Source organism: Sorangium sp. KYC3313 (genome assembly GCF_052075895.1).
In the GTDB taxonomy this organism is placed as follows: Bacteria; Myxococcota_A; Polyangia; order Polyangiales; family Polyangiaceae; genus Sorangium; species Sorangium cellulosum_B.
On record NZ_CP197255.1, the window covers coordinates 9,504,226 to 9,520,949 of the forward strand.

Consider the following 16,724-nt stretch of genomic DNA (forward strand, 5'->3'; position numbering starts at 1 on the left):
GAGACTCGAGCCCCGGCGCCGGCGGTTGCGCGCACGGCGAGCGCGACTGCGTCCGCGATGCGCCCCGGCAGTGCGCAGATGGGGAGTGGGTTCACCAGCGGCCTTGCAGTGGAGAGACGCCAGTCTGTGCAAAGGGCCGATGCATACCATGCACCGAGGGCGAACGCGGGTGCTCCGGTGAGAGGCCGCGGCGATGCGAGGGGGGCGCATGGGTCGAGGAGGCGCCGTGCGCGACGCCGTTCCCGGAGTGCCGCGACGGGATCTGCGTCCCGACGAGCTGCCAGGGCGGCGACGCGCCTGGCACGGGACTGAGCTGCGGGGCCGACCGGGACAAGGATTGCTGCGCCGCTGACGTCGTGCCGGGAGGAACGTTCGACCGGAGCAATGATGAGAGCTATCCAGCCACCGTCAGCGACTTCGGGCTCGACCGATACGAGGTCACGGTAGGGCGATTCCGGGCGTTCGTGGAGGCGCTGAAGGGGACGCGCAGGGATCCCCCGGCGCTCCGAGCCGGGGAGCGCCCCGGCGTGACCGATAGCGGGTGGCGCTTCGACTGGACATCGTCGCTCTCTGCAAACACCGAGGAGCTCAAAGCACAGCTCGAATGCGACTACTACCCGACCTGGACCGCCGCGCCGGGCCCCAACGAACACCGGCCGATCCATTGCGTCACGTGGTATGAGGCCTTCGCATTCTGCGTATGGGACGGGGGCTACCTGCCCACCGAGGCCGAGTGGAACTACGCCGCCGCCGGCGGCGCGGAGCAGCGGATGTATCCGTGGGGTGCGTCGAGGGAGCGCGGGTTCGCTGCCAATGAGTGCAGAGGGAACGGTTCTTCCAGCGGATGCAGCGTCGCCGCGTTCCTGCCTGTTGGCTCGTTCTCGCCGTCCGGCGATGCGAGGTGGGGCCCCGCCGACATGCTAGGAAACGTCTCAGAGTGGACTCTGGATTGCAGCGATGATTATCCGGTGCCGTGCGACGACTGCTCGAACCAGCGCTGCTCGGGCTCAACAGGATACGTGGTTCGCGGTGGGAATGCCATCGCTCCGCTCTACGATACAGCGTTCAGAAACAGGGAAGATCGCACAACCCGGACCCAGGGCGTGCGCTGCGCCAGAAAGATCCAGGCTGAGTGACAAAGCCGGCCCATGAGGCAGAGATTTCGGATGTCAGCGTCGACACCTCCTACGAGAGCCGCGGACAGATGCTGACGCGAACGTTCCGCTGCATTCGGGCCGGCCGCCGGCGGCAGCCTTCTGCGTCGGCGAAGTCATCGAGCCCGAGGATCATGCCGCAGGCTTCCGCCCCCCTGATGGCCGTCGCGGTGGGTTCGGCTCACGCTGGCGATGGCCGTCTCGATGCTCGGCAGATCATGCGAGGACGGCCACCATTCACACAGCGATGAGCATCAGTCAAAGAGCTGACAGCAACATTGCCTCTCACTGAACCGTCGGGGGCACAACAACATCGTTGATTGGCTGAAAGCCGGCCCCTGCAGGATAGGCGTATGAGACCAACTGGTGGTTCTGGATCGCGCCCCACCCCCAAACAGTAACACCGAACGGAAGCTCACTAATCATCTCGCGGCGTCCATTCGAGCAGTCCGCAAATCCTTCGAAGTTCCCGCTGACGAGATTGACACGCGTATACTGGAACTCACCGATATCCTCCCAGCCCGTGAGCGGCCCAGCGCAATCGAGCTCCACGTCGGCAAACGAACCATCTCGCTTGGAAGGCGTCCGAACGACGACGAGGCTCGTCTCTGGAAAGTTCGGGTCGGTGAAGAACACGTAATAATCCAAGAATTGGCTCGGAGGCACAACGTTCACCCACTCAGGGTCGCCTTCTCTCTGGAACGGCACACCGCCTGTCATGTAGCCCCCAAGATAGAACGGGTTGTTCGGACTCTGGCTCTTGACCGTAAACGGCCCCCGCGCATTAAACTGGTATGTTTCCCCCAGCTTGAGCGACGTGGGAGCGCCTTCGGGAGCGCTCGGAATCCATGTCAACTCCGTGTCATCGACCATGCCGACAATTCGCCAAGGGGGCGCTTCCTCATCGTCCCCATTGCGCCCACGATAACGAACGCCTACATACTCATTACCCGTCGCGCGGACTGGGGCAATTTGCTGCTGAGCGGAATCACAATCATTTACATTGTCGGGCACCTTCATGCATTCATGCCCACCAAAGACCCCCACAGGCTTCGTTGACGCGATCGGGCTCCCAGTCAGCTCATCTTTCTGAGTGAGCTGCAAAAATTCACCCGCGCCGAGAGTGTACGTCACGGGCTCATTCGCTTCTGAGCCTGCCACATTCTCTCCTTCTTCTATCTTGGCTCGGGGCAAGATAGTCACCTCGGTATCATTCTCATAGGCGACGATGTCCAACGATGGGGAGCCATACGCAGGTGCGCCGGAGTAGCCATAGGCGTTGATTGCCAGGTAGTTGTTGTCCCACGCGCTCGTGGGCAGGAGCAGCGTCGCCGACGAGAGCGCCACGCCTGTGCTACTGAACGGAGCCATCTGATAAGCGACGACTGGATAGTCCGTCGAGATATGGAAGGCACTTCCTCGACCCGTCCCTCGAACGCCAGCCTCGTCCTGAATTGCTGCCACCGCAGGGTCGGGGCAATCGTCAGACGAGGTACCACCGAACGGATTCCTGGCAAGGAACAAGACCGCCACCTCGCCAATGCCAAGACCTTCAGAAGGAACATAAGGCCGATATGTGGTCGTTGCGCCTTGCGTCTCCGGAATAAAGATGAATTCGGAGGGCAAATCAGGGTCAGTGAGCTCGTCCCCCTGGTATTGCACGTTGATTTTGACGGGCATTTGCCATGTGTTCGCCACGAAAGCTGCGAAACATGTTCCGCTTCCGTTGTTCACCATTGCCGTCTTCAGCGCCCAATAGTCACATCCGTACGAACTCTTCGACCTCCTCGCCGCTTCGCATGGGTCCGGTATGCATTCCGCGTTGACGCACCCCTCTTCCGGCCCGCACGTGTCCAGCGTCTCCCCATTGCAGCTGAGGATCTTCTTCAGATCGTTGGAGCAGATCGGATCGCACCGCCCCCCCTCCCCGAAGGTCCCCGTGCTCCCCGCCTCCCCGCCGGCGCCGCCGGTGCCGCTGCCGCTGCCGCCGCCGCCGGTCCCGGTGGGGCCCGAGCCGGAGCCGGTGAGCCCGTGGCGGTACGAGTCCGTGCACGCGGCGAACGAGCCCGTCACACCGGCTGTCGCTGCAAGTAACCCCACAATCGCGTGTCGACGGTATCTAGCCATGTTCGCCATCTCTACAGGGCTCCTTCCCCCACAAGCATCCTGAAAACTTCGCGCCTTCGAGCGTAACACGGTTCGACCGCCGTGGGGAGGCCCGCGAAAGCGCTCGCATTTTTTCGGGGCGCCGCGAGAGCGGGTTGCTGCTCCCAGGAAGGCAATGGGCCGCCGGCATCCCGCCATCGCTCCCTAGCGCCCGGACGGACACAGAGCCACTGTTCAGCCAGCCGTCCTCACGCCTCTCCTGCGGGTAGGTCGAGGTGGTGCATCAGATTTGGCCGCCGCGACTTCCACGTACGTCGGCGCCACTCCCGCTCAATGGTCGTCGTCGCCGTCCGACGCAGCCCCCGCCCGGCCGCTGCCGAAGACGCGGAAGAGCACGTACAGCGATGGGAACAGCAGCACGGATCCGACGCCGAGCACCCAGACAAGCAATCGCAACGTCCTCGGGTTCGCCGCCGCGCCCTCGAGCGTCACGTCCGGCACCACCAGGAACGGGTACTGCGAGGCCGCCCAGCCGAGCAGGATCAGCGTGACCTGCGCCGCCGCCGCGAAGCGCGCCAGACGGAAACGGCGGGTCCACAACGCGAAGAACGCCGCGGTGGCCGCGAGGCCCGTCGTGACGTGGAGCGGCCACGTGATCGGATGATCCGTCAGCCCCTCTCGAATGAGCGGGGCGCCCCGGAACGACGCCGCGAACGACGCCAGCGCGAGCGCCGCCACCACGCAGCCCGAGGCGAGCGCGCGCCGCCGGAAATCGTCGACCAGCGCAGGCTCCTTCGCCTCGTTCGTCAGGTACACCGCCGCGAGGAACGCGAACAGCGCCAGCGCGAACAGCCCCACCACGAACGGAAACAGCGAGAGCCACGGCGCGAAGAAGCCGCTCGTCACCACCCCCGACGCCACCCGGATCCGCCCGGACGCCACCGCGCCGACGATCATGCCGAGCAGCACCGGCGCGATCACGCTCGCGAGCGAGAAGACGAACCCCCAGCGCTTCTGCCGCCGATCCCCCCGGGAATCGTAGCTGCGGAAGCTGAACGCCGAGCCGCGAAACACGACGCCCACGAGGAACAGCGTGAGGGGGACGTGCAGCGCGATCGAGATCGCGGCGAACGCGGGAGGAAACGCGGTGAAGAGCAGCACAACGACCAGGATGAGCCACACGTGGTTGGCCTCCCAGATCGGGCCGATCACCCGCTCGATGAGGGCGCGCTGCTCCCGCTTCCGCGGGCCGGAGGCGAGCAGATCCCACACGCCGCCGCCGAAATCGGCGCCCCCGAGCAGCGCATACAGCACGAGCGCCGCCATCATCACCCCGCCGAGGAGCCACTCAGCGCGCATCGGCCTCGCCTCCCCCGGACGCGCGCGGCGCGCCGCCGCCGCCCGTCAGCCCGAGCGGCGCCGCGCGGAGCTGGCGCACGAGCAGGTAGACCACCACCACGCCGAGGAAGACATACAGCACCGTGAACGTCCAGAACGGCGCCGCGAGGTACGGGAACGGGGTCACCGCGTCGCGTGTGCGCATCGCGCCCCGCACGATCCACGGCTGGCGACCGAACTCCGTCACAAGCCAGCCGGCCTCCATCGCCACGATGCCGAGCGGGCTCGCCAGGATCACCGCCCAGAGGAACGGGCGCTGATCCGGGATCCCCCTGCGGCGCCACGCGAGCACCGCCCCGACCACCGCGAGCAGCGCCATCGCGGAGCCCGCGCCCACCATCACCTGAAACGAGAGGTGCGTCGCCGTGACCGGCGGCCACTCGTCCCGCGGGACCGCATCCAGCCCGGGCACCACCGCGTCAGGATCCGCGTGCAGGAACACCGAGAGCCCCGCCGGGATCTCGATCGCGTAGTCGACCTCGCCCCGCTCCACGTCGGGCAGGCCGCCGACGAGGAGCGGCGCGCGGGCCGAGGTCTCGAAGTGCGCCTCCATCGCCGCGAGCTTGGCGGGCTGCCCCGCCCCGACCGCCACCGCCGCGTAGTGACCGACGAGCGGCTGCGCCAGCGCCGTCACCCCGGCGACCGCGAGCGTCACCGCGAACGCCTTGCGGAACAGCGGGCTCGACGGGTGCCGCAGGAGCACCAGCGCGTGGATCCCCGTCATCACGAACGCCGTCGCCTGATAACACGCGAGGATGCCGTGCAGCGTCTCGTGCTTCCACGGCGGGCTGAACATCGCCGCGACCGGGTCGATGTCCGCCGGGCGCCCGTCGACCATCGTGAACCCGGCAGGGTCGTTCATGCACGCGTTCACCAGGATGACGAAGAACGCGGACAGCGCGCCGCTCAGCGCGACCAGCGCACCCGAGAGCAGGTGCAGCCTCGGCGAGAGCTTGCCGCGCCCGTAGAGATAGATGCCGAGGAAGATCGCCTCCGTGAAGAACGCGAACCCCTCGAGCGAGAACGGGAGCCCTATCACCTCTCCGAACGTCCCCATGAAGCTCGGCCACAGGAGCCCGAGCTCGAACGAGAGCACCGTGCCCGACACGGCGCCCACGGCGAACAGGATCGCCGTCCCCTTCGCCATGCGCTTCGAGAACTCGAGGTAGTCTCGATCGCCCGTCCGGTGCCAGAGCGCGTCCGCGATGACCATGATCAGCGGCAGCGCCACCCCGGCGGCGGCGAAGATGATGTGAAATGCCAGCGACAGGCCCATCTGGGCCCGGGCGTAGAGGAGGCTGTTCATGAGGCCCAGGTCGGCTCCCTTCTCCCGCGCGACCGCGACCGGCCGCCGTGCCCGCTCTCCTGCGGGGACGGTCCGCGCGCTCCCGCCGACCATAGGGGGGCCCGCGCCAGGGACAAATAGGGGCGAACCCGGGTAAGCTCGACGCCGATGCAGACCCTTGTCGAGCTCGTCGCGAAGAAGCGCGACGGCGGGCGGCTGTCCGAGGACGAGATCGCGCGGATCGTCCGCGCCCACAGCGACGGCGAGCTCGCCGACTACCAGATGGCCGCGCTGCTCATGGCGATCTTCTTCCGCGGCATGGACGACGCCGAGACCGTCGCCCTCACGCGCGCGATGCTCCACTCGGGCGACGTCCTCGACCTGTCCGCCGTGCCCGGACGGAAGGTCGACAAGCACTCGACCGGGGGCGTCGGCGACAAGGTCTCGATCTGCCTCGCCCCCCTCGTCGCCGCCTGCGGCGTCCCCGTCCCGATGGTGTCCGGCCGCGGCCTCGGCCACACCGGCGGCACCCTCGACAAGCTCGAGGCGATCCCGGGGTTCGACGTCGCGCTCGACGCCGGCGCGTTCGCGCGCATCGTCCGCGAGGTGGGGACGTGCATGATCGGGCAGACCGCGCGGATCGCGCCCGCGGACAAGCGCATCTACGCGCTGCGCGACGTGACCGCCACGGTCGAGTCGATCCCGCTCATCGTCGCCAGCATCCTCTCGAAGAAGCTCGCGGAGGGCATCGACGCGCTCGTGCTCGACGTCAAGGTCGGGCGCGGCGCGTTCATGAAGACCCTCGGCGACGCCCGCGCCCTGGCGACCGCGCTCGTGCGCGTCGGGACCGCGGCCGGCAAGCGCGTCTCCGCGCTGCTCACCGACATGACCGCCCCGCTCGGGCGCACCGTCGGCAACGCCATCGAGACCCGCGAGGCGATCGAGGTGCTGCACGGCCGCGGGCCGGGCGACCTCGTCGCGTGCACGCTCGCCCTCGGCGAGGAGATGCTGATCGCCGGCGGCGCGGCGGCGAGCGCGGCCGAGGCGCGGCCGAAGCTCGAGGCCGCGATCGCGAGCGGCGCGGCGGCCGAGGTCTTCGCGCGGATGATCGCCGCGCAGAAGGGCGATCCGGCCGTGGTGCACGACGCCGACCGGCTGCCCCGCGCCCCCGTCGTGGTCGAGGTCGCCGCGCAGGACGAGGGGTACGTCGCCGCCGTCGATCCGCTGGAGATCGGCCTGTCGGCGGTCGCGCTCGGCGCCGGGCGGACGCGCGCCGACCAGCGCGTGGACCCCGCCGTGGGGATCGAGCTCGCCGCGGTGCGCGGCGATCGCGTGGACCGCGGCGCGCCCCTCGCCCGCATCCACGCGCGCCGGGCGGATGACGCGCGGGCCGCGGCCGATCGCGTCCGCGCCGCCTTCCGGCTCGGCCCGGCGCCCGCCGAGGCGCCCGCGCTCGTGCTGGAGCGGATCGAGGCATAGCCGCGCTCGCGGGCGCTCGCCGGCGGCGCGGGGCCCCACTAAGCTGCCGGCATGCGGACCCCGAGGCGCGACCTCACCACGCTCGGCTACCGGCGGATCATCCAGCTCCTCGTCTACCTGGTCATCATCCCCGGCGTGCTCCTGTCGGGCGTCGGCTTCCTCCTGCTCGTCCTCGGCGAGGCCCAGTACAACCTCATCATGGGGATCATCGTCCTCACGTTCTGCGGGACGCTCGCGACCGGGGTCATCCTCGTGTGGGTCTTCCTCCGGCGCGAGCGCAACCTGTCCGAGCTCCAGGCCGATTTCGTGTCCAAGGTCTCGCACGAGCTGCGCACCCCGCTCACGTCGATCCGGATGTTCACCGAGACCCTCACGCTCCGGCGCGGCGACACGAGCAGCGAGGATCGCTGCATCGAGGCGCTCACCAAGGAGAGCGCCCGCCTCCAGCAGCTCATCGATCGGCTGCTCGACTGGGGGCGGATGGAGAGCGGCCGGCGCGTCTACGAGCTCTCGGAGCACCACCTCGGGGAGATCGCCGACGAGGCGATCCACGCCTTCGAGCCGACGCGCGAGAAGCGGAGCGTCGACCTCGACGTCTCCATCGACGCGAACCTCCCGCCCGTGCTCTGCGATCGCAGCGCGCTCGTCGACGCGATCGTGAACCTCCTCTCGAACGCCTACAAGTACGGCGGCCAGCCGAGGAAGATCAGCGTCTCCGCCCACGTCCTCAACCGGTCGGCGCTGCTCACGGTCCGCGACAACGGCAAGGGCATCGCCCGCGCGGAGCACAAGCGGATCTTCGAGAAGTTCTACCGGGTCGACGATCTCCTGGCCCGGCAGCAGGAGGGCTCGGGGCTCGGGCTGTCGATCGTCAAGCATGTCATCCGGGCGCACAGCGGCAAGATCCTCGTCGACAGCGAGCCCGGGAAGGGCAGCACGTTCACCCTCGTGCTCCCGCTCCGGAGCCCGCCCAAGGCGAGCGCCGCCGAGCGACGCGCTGCGCACGCTGCGCACGCCGCGCGCGCCGCGCCGGCGATCGCCGCGGCGCACAACGACGCGTCGGATCACGGCGCCGACGCGAGCGCGCCGCCGTAGCGCGGCCGCCGCCGGTCAGGACATGGACATGCTAGAGGACCTCCCCAGGATGACCCGAACCCCTCAGACACCGGCGCGGACCGTCCTGCTCGTCGAGGACGACCCCAGCATCGCGATGGGTCTCGAGATGAACCTGACCGCCGAGGGCTACCGCGTCGTCGTGGCCGAGGACGGCGAGCGCGGGCTCGCGCTCGCCCGCGGCGGCGGGATCGACCTCATCATCATCGACGTCATGCTCCCCCGGCTGAACGGCTTCGAGCTGCTCCGCATGCTCCGGAACGAGCGGCGCACGCTGCCGGCGATCATGCTGTCCGCGCGCGGCGCCGAGATGGACAAGGTCATGGGCCTCGAGCTCGGCGCCGAGGACTACATCACGAAGCCGTTCAGCCTGGCCGAGCTGCTCGCGCGCGTGAAGGCCGTGCTCCGGCGCGACGCGATCGCGCGCGCCGACGGGGCGCAGCTGCGCGCCGGCGACATCGTGATCAACGCGGCGACGCGCGAGGTCCGCCGCGGCGACGCGCTGATCGAGCTCACGGCGACCGAGTTCGACGTGCTGCTCTGCCTCGCCGAGGCGGGCGGCAGGGTCCTGTCGAGGGAGCAGATCCAGGCCAAGGTCTGGGGCCCGACGCACCACGGGACGCCGCGCACCATCGACAATTTCATCCTCCAGCTCCGCAACAAGCTGGAAGAGAACGCGACGACGCCGCGCCACCTGCTGACGGTGCGCGGCGTCGGCTATCGCTTCGTCCCCTAGAGCGACGGTCACCCGCACAGGAGACGGGCCCACCTCGACGTTTTCGGTGCTCAGCGCACCGGAGTGCGCTTCCGCGCCGAAAACGCCGATCTGGGCCCGTCTCCTGTGCGGGAGACCGTCTCTCTGTTCGGCATGTGGGCGGAAACCGCTGTAAGGCCGCGCCGCGCTGCGGGCGGGGCGGGCCGAGCCCGCGGCGATCGGAGGGCGAGCGCTTCGGGGGCGCGCCCCGTCAGGGCGCCTGACAGAACTTGTTGATGTTGTCGACGAGGGGATCTTCCTGCTTGATCGCCTTCTCGATCGACGCCTGGGCGGCGTTGCTCTTCTCCGCGTCGTTGGCGTCCGCCGCGGTCGCGAGATCGCGCGCCGCCTTGGCCACGTCCTTCGCCATGGCCTGGTACTCGCCCGAGAACTTCTGCAGCTCCGGGGTGGTCAGCTTCACCTGCGCCGCGTCGGCCGCCACCTTGTCCATCGCGTCGGCCATCGCCTTCAGCTCGCTCGAGCCGCCCTGGTCGGTGCCGGCCTTGGTGCCTTTCTCGATGCTCTGAACGCCCTTGTTGATGACCTCGATGAGCGCGTTGCACTCCGAGACCTTGTTCTGGCCGCAGCCGCCAGCGCCGGCGACGAGCCCGAGCGCTGCGACGAGCGCTGCGAGGGTGACCTGGGTGCGCATTCTGCTGTGTCTCCTCATGTGGTGAGCGAGGCCGGTCCGCCCATCCCTAAACGCCAAGGCATGAACCCACATTTTGCGGGTACGTTTCAACATGGAATCGGCGCTCGGCGTGCACGGCCGCCGCGTGGGTCAGGACCGCACCCGCCAGTTCCCCTGGAAAGTTCGGCCGATGTCGTCGGCTGTCGGATCGGTGATGATGAGCTCCGGCCGGCCGCCTTGCGCGAACACGATCGTGTTCTGCCGGAAGACGCGGCCGAAGGCGATCGCCTCGTCCCGGTCCATGCCGTGGACGAGCCACGCCGGCTCACGCCAGATGCCCTCCGGCTCCGCCTCGGAGCCGACGCACGGCTCCACCCGGTAACAGCCGAGGATCAGGAGATCGCGGAGGACGTGGTGGCGCTGATCGTTGACCCGGCGGGGGATGAGCATCGAGCGCGGGTTGTAGGCGGTGAGCACCGCGAACTTGCGGGTCAGGAGCTCGGGGAGCCCGGCCTGATCCTGGACGATCTCGCCGTCCAGCGAGACGCGCAGCGTCCCCGCCGGGGAGGGGAACTCGTAGATGGTCGAGAAATACGACCGGAGGAGCGTCTGATCCATCGTGCAGCGGTGGGTGTGAGGGGGCCGCGGCGCTCGGCGCACCGGGTGCGTCGCCTTGCAGAGGGGCCCGTGGCGTGAGCGCCCGGGCCGCCGGGCGCGACGGCGCAGGGTTACCAGAGACGCGCGGCTCTGGCTACTCGCCGGCGCCGCTCGTCGCCAGACCACCCCGCCAGACCACGCCAGACCGGCGCGCGCTTCCCCTGCCCCGCCCGGTGCGCTAAGCGTTCCGCGCGATCGACCGGCCTGCCCGCGCGCACCGCGCCGGCGGCCCTGACCCCCTGCGCCCGATGCCACGATGATCGAGGTCGAGCACCTCTCCAAGTCCTACGGCCCCCACCAGGCGGTGAGCGACCTCTCGTTCCAGGTGAGCCAGGGGGAGATCGTCGGGTTCCTCGGGCCGAACGGCGCGGGCAAGAGCACGACCCTCCGCATCCTCGCGGGGTTCCTCGGCGCGACGTCCGGCCGGGTGCGGATCGCCGGCCACGACATCGCGGAGGAGCCGATGCGCGCGCGGGCCTCGCTCGGGTACATGCCCGAGACCTCGCCGCTCTACCCGGAGATGCGCGTCTCGGAGTACCTCGCGTTCCGCGCCGAGCTGAAGCTCGTGCCGCGGCGCGCGCGCGGCGAGGCCGTCGCGCGCGCCCTCCGCGACGCGCGCGTCGAGGACGTCGCGAGCGTGCTGATCGGCCATCTCTCGAAGGGCTACCGCCAGCGGGTCGGCCTCGCGGACGCGCTCGTCGGCGACCCGCCGCTGCTCATCCTGGACGAGCCGACGGCGGGCCTCGATCCGAACCAGATCCGCGAGGTGCGCGCGCTCGTGCGCCGGCTCGGCCCGGGCCGCACGGTGCTCCTCTCGACGCACATCCTCTCCGAGGTCGAGGCCACGTGCACGCGGGCGCTCGTGATCGCCCGCGGGAGGCTCGTGGCGGAGGGCTCGATCGACGAGATCCGCGCGATGCGCCGGTCGTCCGGCGCGCGCGTCGTCGTGCGCGGGGCGGCGGACGCGGCGCTCGCGGTGGCGCGCGGCGCGGCGCAGGTCCGCTCGGCCGAGGCGGAGGACGCCGGCGGAGCGGCGCGGCTCACGGTCGAGTTCGACGCCGGCGCCGACGCGGGCGAGGCCGCCGAGCGCCTCGTCGCCGCGCTGGTCGCCGCGGGCTTCGGGGTGCGCGAGCTCGTCCCCTGGGCCCCTTCGCTGGAGCAGGTCTTCTCCGAGCTGACCGCGGCCGACGACGCCGGCGCGCGGGGCGGCGCCGGAGAGCCGGCCGAGCCCGGGGCGGAGGGCGGCGAGGCGCCTCGGCCGGCAACCGGGGACCGGAAGAAGAAGGGCAGCGCGGCCCGGCGGGGCGAAGGCGGCGCGGTGAAGGAGCGGCGGTGAGGGGCTTCTGGCCGATCTTCAAGCGGGAGCTCTTCTCGCTCTTCGTGACGCCGCTCGCGTGGGTGCTGATCACCACGTTCCTGCTGGTGCAGGGCGTGCATTTCTTCCTGATCGCGACGCAGTTCGCCGGCGAGGTGGAGCTCTCCGCCGACACGGGCCCGGTGCAGGTCTTCTTCGGCCAGACGATCCTGATCTACCTGCCGCTGCTCTTCGTCTGCCCGCTGCTCACGATGCGCCTCTTCGCGGAGGAGCGCAGGAGCGGCACCATCGAGGCGCTCCTCACGGCGCCGGTCGGCTCCGCCGGCGTGGTGCTGGCGAAGTACGCCGCGGCCCTCGTGACGTACGTCGCGATGTGGGCGCCGACGCTGCTCTACGTCGTCCTCATCGGCAGGACCGGCGAGCTCGACTGGCGGGTCGTGGGGGCGAGCTACCTCGCCGTCTTCGCGGTCGGCGCCGGCTACCTCGCGATCGGGACGATGACCAGCGCGCTCACGAAGAGCCAGCTCATGGCCGCGGTGCTCAGCACGATGGCGGTGATGGGCATGTTCATCCTCGGCATCGGCGAGTTCATCTTCCCGGACGGCCCGGCCCACGACCTCTGCGCCTACGTCTCGGTGTGGACGCAGATGAACGACTTCTCCCGCGGGATCGTCGATCTGCGCCGCCTCGTCTTCGACGGGACGGTGGTCGCGCTGCCGCTGTTCGTGACCGTGCGCGCGGTGGACGCGTGGAGGTGGGGCTGATGTCCGGAGAGCGGCCCGCGCAAGCCGGGGCTCCGCGGCCGGGCACCTCGCTCGGCGAGAAGCTCTCGACGAGCGTCGGGATCATCGCGGCGATGGTGCTCGCGGTGCTGGTCAACCTGCTCGTCGCCCGCCACTACAGGCGCTGGGACTGGACGCAGGGCGGCCTGTACACGCTGAGCGACGCGACCGTCTCGACGCTGCGCTCGATCGAGGAGCCGATCCGCGTCTACGTCCTGCTCTCGGAGGGCGACCCCCTGACGCTCTCGGTGCGGCACCTGCTCGACGCGTACCGGGCCGAGAGCCCGCGGATCGAGGTCCAGGTGACCGACCCCGACCGGCGCCCGGCGGAGTTCCTGGCGGTGCAGCAGCGCTACGGCGTCGTCGCGGGCAAGACGGACGACGGGCGCATCGTCACGGACGCGGCGATCATCGTCGCGCGCGGCGATCGGCCCCATTTCCTGACGGCGAGCGACCTGGTCGAGGTCGAGGACGAGGACGACCTGCGGTCGCGCCCGCGGCTCGAGCAGGCGCTCACCGGCGCGCTCCGGAGCGTCCTGCGCAGCGAGCGGCCGCTGATCTGCTTCGCGGCCGGGCACGGCGAGAAGTCGATCCAGGCCGGCGGCGCCGGCGGGCTCGCGGCGCTCAAGGACCGGCTCAACAAGAACAACTACGAGGTCGTGGAGCTCGGCGGCGGCCGCGGCGCCGACGGCCACGACGAGGAGGAGGAGGCGTTCGCCGCGCCGGCGGAGCCCGCGCCGGAGGTCGATCTCGACCGCTGCAGGGTGCTCGTCCTCGCCGGGCCGAGCCGGCCGGTGCCGGCCAGCGAGGTGGCCCGCTACCGCGCGTTCATCGAGAAGGGCGGCAGCGCGCTGATCGCGCTCGGGCCCGTGCCGGACGAGCGCGATCAGCGGTACGTCGACCTCGGTCTCTCGGGCCTGCTCGCCGTGGCGGGGGTCGAGCTCCGCTCGGACTTCGTGTTCGAGCTCGACCCGAAGCTCCGGTCGACGCAGGGCTTCGGCGAGACCTTCGCGCCGATCGTCAGGCCGCACCCGATCACCGAAGGGCTCATCAAGGCGGCCGATCTCGGGCTCGGCCCGGTGCTCACGGTGGCGAGCTCGCTCGCGCCCACGGCGAGCGGGCCGGTGGTCCCGGCGCCCCTGCTCGTGACGAGCGACCAGGCCTTCGGCATGGTCGATTTCTTCGGCTGGGCCCGGGATCCGTCCGAGCCGAAGCCGCGCGACGGCGATCACCCGGGTCCGCTCACGATCGCCTGCGCCTCGGAGCTGCCGAAGCCCGCGGGGTCCAGCGCCGCGCACGGGCCGCGCGTCGTGGTGGTCGGCTCGCCCGGCGTGCTCTACGGCGCGAACTGGCAGAGCCCCGAGCTCCGCGGGACGGCCGTGCTCGTCGAGAGCGCGCTGTCCTGGCTCGCGGCGAGCCCGCCCATGCTCGACATCCCGGACAAGCCGGCGTTCACGGCGGGCCTGCGGATCAGCGAGGACTCGCTCGCCGGGATCTTCCGCTACGTCATCGTGTACATGCCGCTCGCCGCGGCCCTCCTCGGCCTCGCCGTGTACCTGGCGCGGCGCGGCTCCGAGCGCCGCCCCGGTGACAAGGGGGGCCCCGGCGCGCCGGGCGGGGCCGAGCGCGAAGGATCGCCGTGATGCGGCCGCTGCGCCGGCACGCGACGACGCTGCTCCTGGTCGCGCTCGCGGCCGCGGCGGCCGTCGCGCTGCTCGTCCTCGACCGGGGCTCGGTGTCCACCGACGAGGCCGAGCGCCGCAAGAAGCACCTGATCGAGGCGTGGCGGCCCGACGAGATCACCGAGCTCACCGTGACGATGGCCTCGCCCGGCGCGCCGCGGACCGCGCGGCTCACCCGCGGCGAGGTCGACGACGCCGGCCAGCGCCCCTGGAACGTCGAGATCGACGGGCAGCGCACCCCGGCCGACGAGCCCACGGTCGACCAGCTCCTCGGCACGCTGGAGTTCGCGACCGCGGAGCGGCGCGTCTCCGCGGAGGCGAGCGACCCGGCCGCGCTCGGCCTGGCCTCGCCCAGGCTCTCGATCGCGCTCGCGATGGGCCCGCGCCGCGAGCGCCTGCTGCTCGGCGGCGGCGCCCCGACGCCGCCCGGCGCGGTCTACGCCGAGGTCGCGGGCCGAGGCGTCTTCGTCATCACGAAGCAGCTCGCCTCGGCCCTCGACGTGGCGCCGGATCGCTTCCGCTCGCGGAGCTTCGTCCCCTACGTCGCCGCGGAGCTCTCGGGCCTCACGCTCGACGGCGACGGCGGATCGCGGCGGTTCTCGCGCGCCCCCTGGGGCGGCGGCCGCGGGGCCGGCTTCCGCTTCGCGGAGGGCTCGCCCGGGGGCAGCGGCGTCCGGGTCAGCGCGCCGGCGCTCGATCTCGTGCTCTCGGCGCTCGGCCGCATGCAGGCCGACGCGTTCCTCTCCGAGGAGGAAGCGCGGCAGGCCGCGTCCTCCGGCGGCCCCCGGGTCACGCTGACGCTGGAGCCGAGCGATCCCGCGGCGAAGCGCGGCGTGATCGACGTGGGCGGCGCCTGCCCGGGCCGGCCCGATCACGTCGTCGCGGTGCGGCGCGAGCCCGCGCGCGCGGCCGCCTGCGTGCCCGCGAGCGTGCTCGATCCGCTCACCGAGGAGGCGTCGCGCTTCGTCGATCTCGCGCTCGTCGCCGCGCCGCTCGACGAGGTCGCCGAGGTGAAGCTCACCGCCGGCGAGCGTTCGCTGGAGCTCGCGCGCGCCGGCAGCGAGTGGCACCTGCGGGCCCCGCAGGACCGGCCTGTCCCGACGGAGACGGGCCGCGCCCTGGTCCACGCGCTCCTCGACGTCCGCGCCACGCGCCTCCTGCCCGCGGCGAGCGATCTCGCGGCGCTCGGCCTCGCCTCGCCTCGGGCCACCCTCCGCGTCGTCTCGACGCCGCCGGGCGCGGTCGCCGAGGGCGAGCCGCAGGAGCGGATCGAGACGCTCGAGATCGGCGCCGAGCAGGCCGGCGTGGTGCACGTCCGGCGCCTCGAGGACGGCGCGATCGCCGAGATCCCGGCCCTGGCCGCCGGCGCGCTCCTCCCGTCCGAGGCGTCGCTGCGCTCCATGAAGGTGTTCGATTTCACCCCCGATCGGGTCAGCGCGCTGCGGATCGAGCATCTCGGCCTGGTCCAGCGGCTCCGCCGGACGGGCGAGGGCGCCTGGCGGCTCGTCGAGCCGACCGGCGAGGGCCTCGCGGCCGACAGCGAGCTGGCGGACGAGCTCGCCGAGCGGCTCGCCGGCCTCCAGGCCGAGCGCTGGTTCGCCGAGGATGCTGGCCAGAGCCACGGGCTCGGCGCGCCCCGGCTCGTGGTCGAGGCCGAGCTCGACCCCGCGCCGGAGCCCGGCGGTGGAGGCACCGGCGCGGCGACGCGCGCGGCCCGGGTGGCGCTCGGCGCGCGCGCCGGCGCGGGCTCCTTCGCGCGCGCCGGGGACGGCGCTGCGGTGTTCGTCGCGCCGCCGGCGCTGGAGGCCGCGGCCGGTCGCCTGCTGCTCCGCCGCGATGTCTTCCTCGTCCCGCCAGACGAGATCGCGCGGGTGACGCTGGCCCCTCGGGGCGCGAAGCCGGTCGTGATCGAGCGCTCGCCGGAGGGCTTCACGATCGCGGGAGCGGCCGATCGGGCGAGCGCCGCCGCGCTGGCCACGAGCGTCCGGGACGCGCTGGCCGATCTTCGGGCCGAGGGCGCCGTCGCGCTGGGCGAGCCGGAGCGGCGCCATGGCCTCAGCCCGCCGCGCCTCCGGGTCACCGTCGAGCTTTCCCGGCCGCAGACCGCCCCGGCGGAGGACAGCGACGCGGTCCCGCCGCGGGCGCCGGTGGGGTCGTTCACGATCGCGATCGGCGCGGGCGACGCCTTCCGCGGCACGAACGTCGCCTACGCCCGGCGCGACGGCGTGCGCGCGGTCTACGCCATCGCGCAGTCCCGGGTGCGACCGCTCCTCGAGGCGGCGGGCATCGCGGGTGACTGAGCGGTCCGCGGCCCGATCGAACGGACTATTTCGTTCTGATGGCTCACCTGTGCTAGGCGACGTGCTGG

Annotated in this window: 13 protein-coding genes; 8 read left to right on the forward strand and 5 right to left on the reverse strand. The window is 71.3% G+C overall.

The window, feature by feature from the left end:
- Positions 1–356: 356 nt before the first annotated feature.
- Positions 357–1,136, forward strand: a complete 780-nt coding sequence (locus ACSRUE_RS35940) for a formylglycine-generating enzyme family protein (protein ID WP_441287519.1) — start codon at positions 357–359, stop codon at positions 1,134–1,136.
- Positions 1,137–1,439: 303 nt separating this feature from the next.
- Here the strand turns inward: ACSRUE_RS35940 and ACSRUE_RS35945 are convergent, their stop codons facing one another.
- The 3 genes from ACSRUE_RS35945 to ACSRUE_RS35955 form a co-directional block, all read right to left on the reverse strand.
- Positions 1,440–2,834 (reverse strand): IgGFc-binding protein, encoded by a 1,395-nt coding sequence (locus ACSRUE_RS35945; protein WP_441287520.1) that lies wholly within the window; start codon positions 2,832–2,834, stop codon positions 1,440–1,442.
- Between the two features lie 756 nt (positions 2,835–3,590).
- Entirely contained in the window at positions 3,591–4,619 is a 1,029-nt protein-coding gene (locus ACSRUE_RS35950) for a cytochrome d ubiquinol oxidase subunit II (RefSeq protein WP_441287521.1), read from the reverse strand.
- A complete protein-coding gene (locus ACSRUE_RS35955; protein ID WP_441287522.1) occupies positions 4,609–5,964 on the reverse strand; it encodes a cytochrome ubiquinol oxidase subunit I in 1,356 nt (451 codons plus the stop codon). Before ACSRUE_RS35955 ends, ACSRUE_RS35950 begins: the two co-directional genes overlap by 11 nt.
- Before the next feature lie 147 nt (positions 5,965–6,111).
- Between ACSRUE_RS35955 and ACSRUE_RS35960 the strand changes: the two genes are divergently transcribed.
- The 3 genes from ACSRUE_RS35960 to ACSRUE_RS35970 are packed head-to-tail and all read left to right on the forward strand — an operon-like array spanning position 6,112 to position 9,271.
- On the forward strand, positions 6,112–7,422 hold the full coding sequence (locus tag ACSRUE_RS35960) for a thymidine phosphorylase (RefSeq protein ID WP_441287523.1): 1,311 nt from the start codon (positions 6,112–6,114) through the stop codon (positions 7,420–7,422).
- 51 nt (positions 7,423–7,473) lie between these two features.
- Entirely contained in the window at positions 7,474–8,517 is a 1,044-nt protein-coding gene (locus tag ACSRUE_RS35965) for a sensor histidine kinase (protein WP_441287524.1), read from the forward strand.
- Positions 8,518–8,566: 49 nt separating this feature from the next.
- Positions 8,567–9,271, forward strand: a complete 705-nt coding sequence (locus ACSRUE_RS35970; RefSeq protein WP_441287525.1) for a response regulator transcription factor — start codon at positions 8,567–8,569, stop codon at positions 9,269–9,271.
- Positions 9,272–9,500: 229 nt separating this feature from the next.
- Here ACSRUE_RS35970 and ACSRUE_RS35975 read toward each other — a convergent pair whose 3' ends face one another.
- Both ACSRUE_RS35975 and ACSRUE_RS35980 read right to left on the reverse strand, forming a co-directional pair.
- Positions 9,501–9,941: a hypothetical protein gene (locus tag ACSRUE_RS35975; protein WP_437299476.1), complete on the reverse strand. Its 441-nt coding sequence runs from the start codon at positions 9,939–9,941 to the stop codon at positions 9,501–9,503.
- A gap of 129 nt (positions 9,942–10,070) precedes the next feature.
- The gene (locus ACSRUE_RS35980) at positions 10,071–10,538 is read right to left on the reverse strand and encodes a DUF3293 domain-containing protein (RefSeq protein WP_437768715.1); all 468 of its coding nucleotides are present in this window, start codon (positions 10,536–10,538) and stop codon (positions 10,071–10,073) included.
- A gap of 295 nt (positions 10,539–10,833) precedes the next feature.
- Here ACSRUE_RS35980 and ACSRUE_RS35985 point away from each other — a divergent pair, with 295 nt between their 5' ends.
- From ACSRUE_RS35985 to ACSRUE_RS36000, 4 genes are read left to right on the forward strand one after another with little or no spacing between them, the layout of a single operon-like run.
- Positions 10,834–11,913, forward strand: coding sequence for an ABC transporter ATP-binding protein (locus tag ACSRUE_RS35985; protein ID WP_441287526.1), 1,080 nt, complete (start codon positions 10,834–10,836; stop codon positions 11,911–11,913).
- Positions 11,910–12,656: an ABC transporter permease gene (locus ACSRUE_RS35990; RefSeq protein WP_437768717.1), complete on the forward strand. Its 747-nt coding sequence runs from the start codon at positions 11,910–11,912 to the stop codon at positions 12,654–12,656. The genes ACSRUE_RS35985 and ACSRUE_RS35990 overlap by 4 nt, the downstream gene beginning before the upstream one ends.
- Positions 12,656–14,317: a GldG family protein gene (locus ACSRUE_RS35995; protein WP_441287527.1), complete on the forward strand. Its 1,662-nt coding sequence runs from the start codon at positions 12,656–12,658 to the stop codon at positions 14,315–14,317. Before ACSRUE_RS35990 ends, ACSRUE_RS35995 begins: the two co-directional genes overlap by 1 nt.
- Positions 14,317–16,656 (forward strand): DUF4340 domain-containing protein, encoded by a 2,340-nt coding sequence (locus ACSRUE_RS36000; protein ID WP_441287528.1) that lies wholly within the window; start codon positions 14,317–14,319, stop codon positions 16,654–16,656. Before ACSRUE_RS35995 ends, ACSRUE_RS36000 begins: the two co-directional genes overlap by 1 nt.
- The last annotated feature ends 68 nt before the right edge of the window (positions 16,657–16,724 follow it).

What these genes read in the sequence shown, in the direction of transcription:
- ACSRUE_RS35945 (WP_441287520.1), bottom strand. Translation starts at nt 2,834, where the DNA reads ATGCCCGTCAAAATCAACGTGCAATACCAGGGGGACGAGCTCACTGAC.
- ACSRUE_RS35950 (WP_441287521.1), bottom strand. Translation starts at nt 4,619, where the DNA reads ATGCGCGCTGAGTGGCTCCTCGGCGGGGTGATGATGGCGGCGCTCGTG.
- ACSRUE_RS35955 (WP_441287522.1), bottom strand. Translation starts at nt 5,964, where the DNA reads ATGAACAGCCTCCTCTACGCCCGGGCCCAGATGGGCCTGTCGCTGGCA.
- ACSRUE_RS35960 (WP_441287523.1), top strand. Translation starts at nt 6,112, where the DNA reads ATGCAGACCCTTGTCGAGCTCGTCGCGAAGAAGCGCGACGGCGGGCGG.
- ACSRUE_RS35965 (WP_441287524.1), top strand. Translation starts at nt 7,474, where the DNA reads ATGCGGACCCCGAGGCGCGACCTCACCACGCTCGGCTACCGGCGGATC.
- ACSRUE_RS35970 (WP_441287525.1), top strand. Translation starts at nt 8,567, where the DNA reads ATGACCCGAACCCCTCAGACACCGGCGCGGACCGTCCTGCTCGTCGAG.
- ACSRUE_RS35975 (WP_437299476.1), bottom strand. Translation starts at nt 9,941, where the DNA reads ATGCGCACCCAGGTCACCCTCGCAGCGCTCGTCGCAGCGCTCGGGCTC.
- ACSRUE_RS35980 (WP_437768715.1), bottom strand. Translation starts at nt 10,538, where the DNA reads ATGGATCAGACGCTCCTCCGGTCGTATTTCTCGACCATCTACGAGTTC.
- ACSRUE_RS35985 (WP_441287526.1), top strand. Translation starts at nt 10,834, where the DNA reads ATGATCGAGGTCGAGCACCTCTCCAAGTCCTACGGCCCCCACCAGGCG.
- ACSRUE_RS35995 (WP_441287527.1), top strand. Translation starts at nt 12,656, where the DNA reads ATGTCCGGAGAGCGGCCCGCGCAAGCCGGGGCTCCGCGGCCGGGCACC.
- ACSRUE_RS36000 (WP_441287528.1), top strand. Translation starts at nt 14,317, where the DNA reads ATGCGGCCGCTGCGCCGGCACGCGACGACGCTGCTCCTGGTCGCGCTC.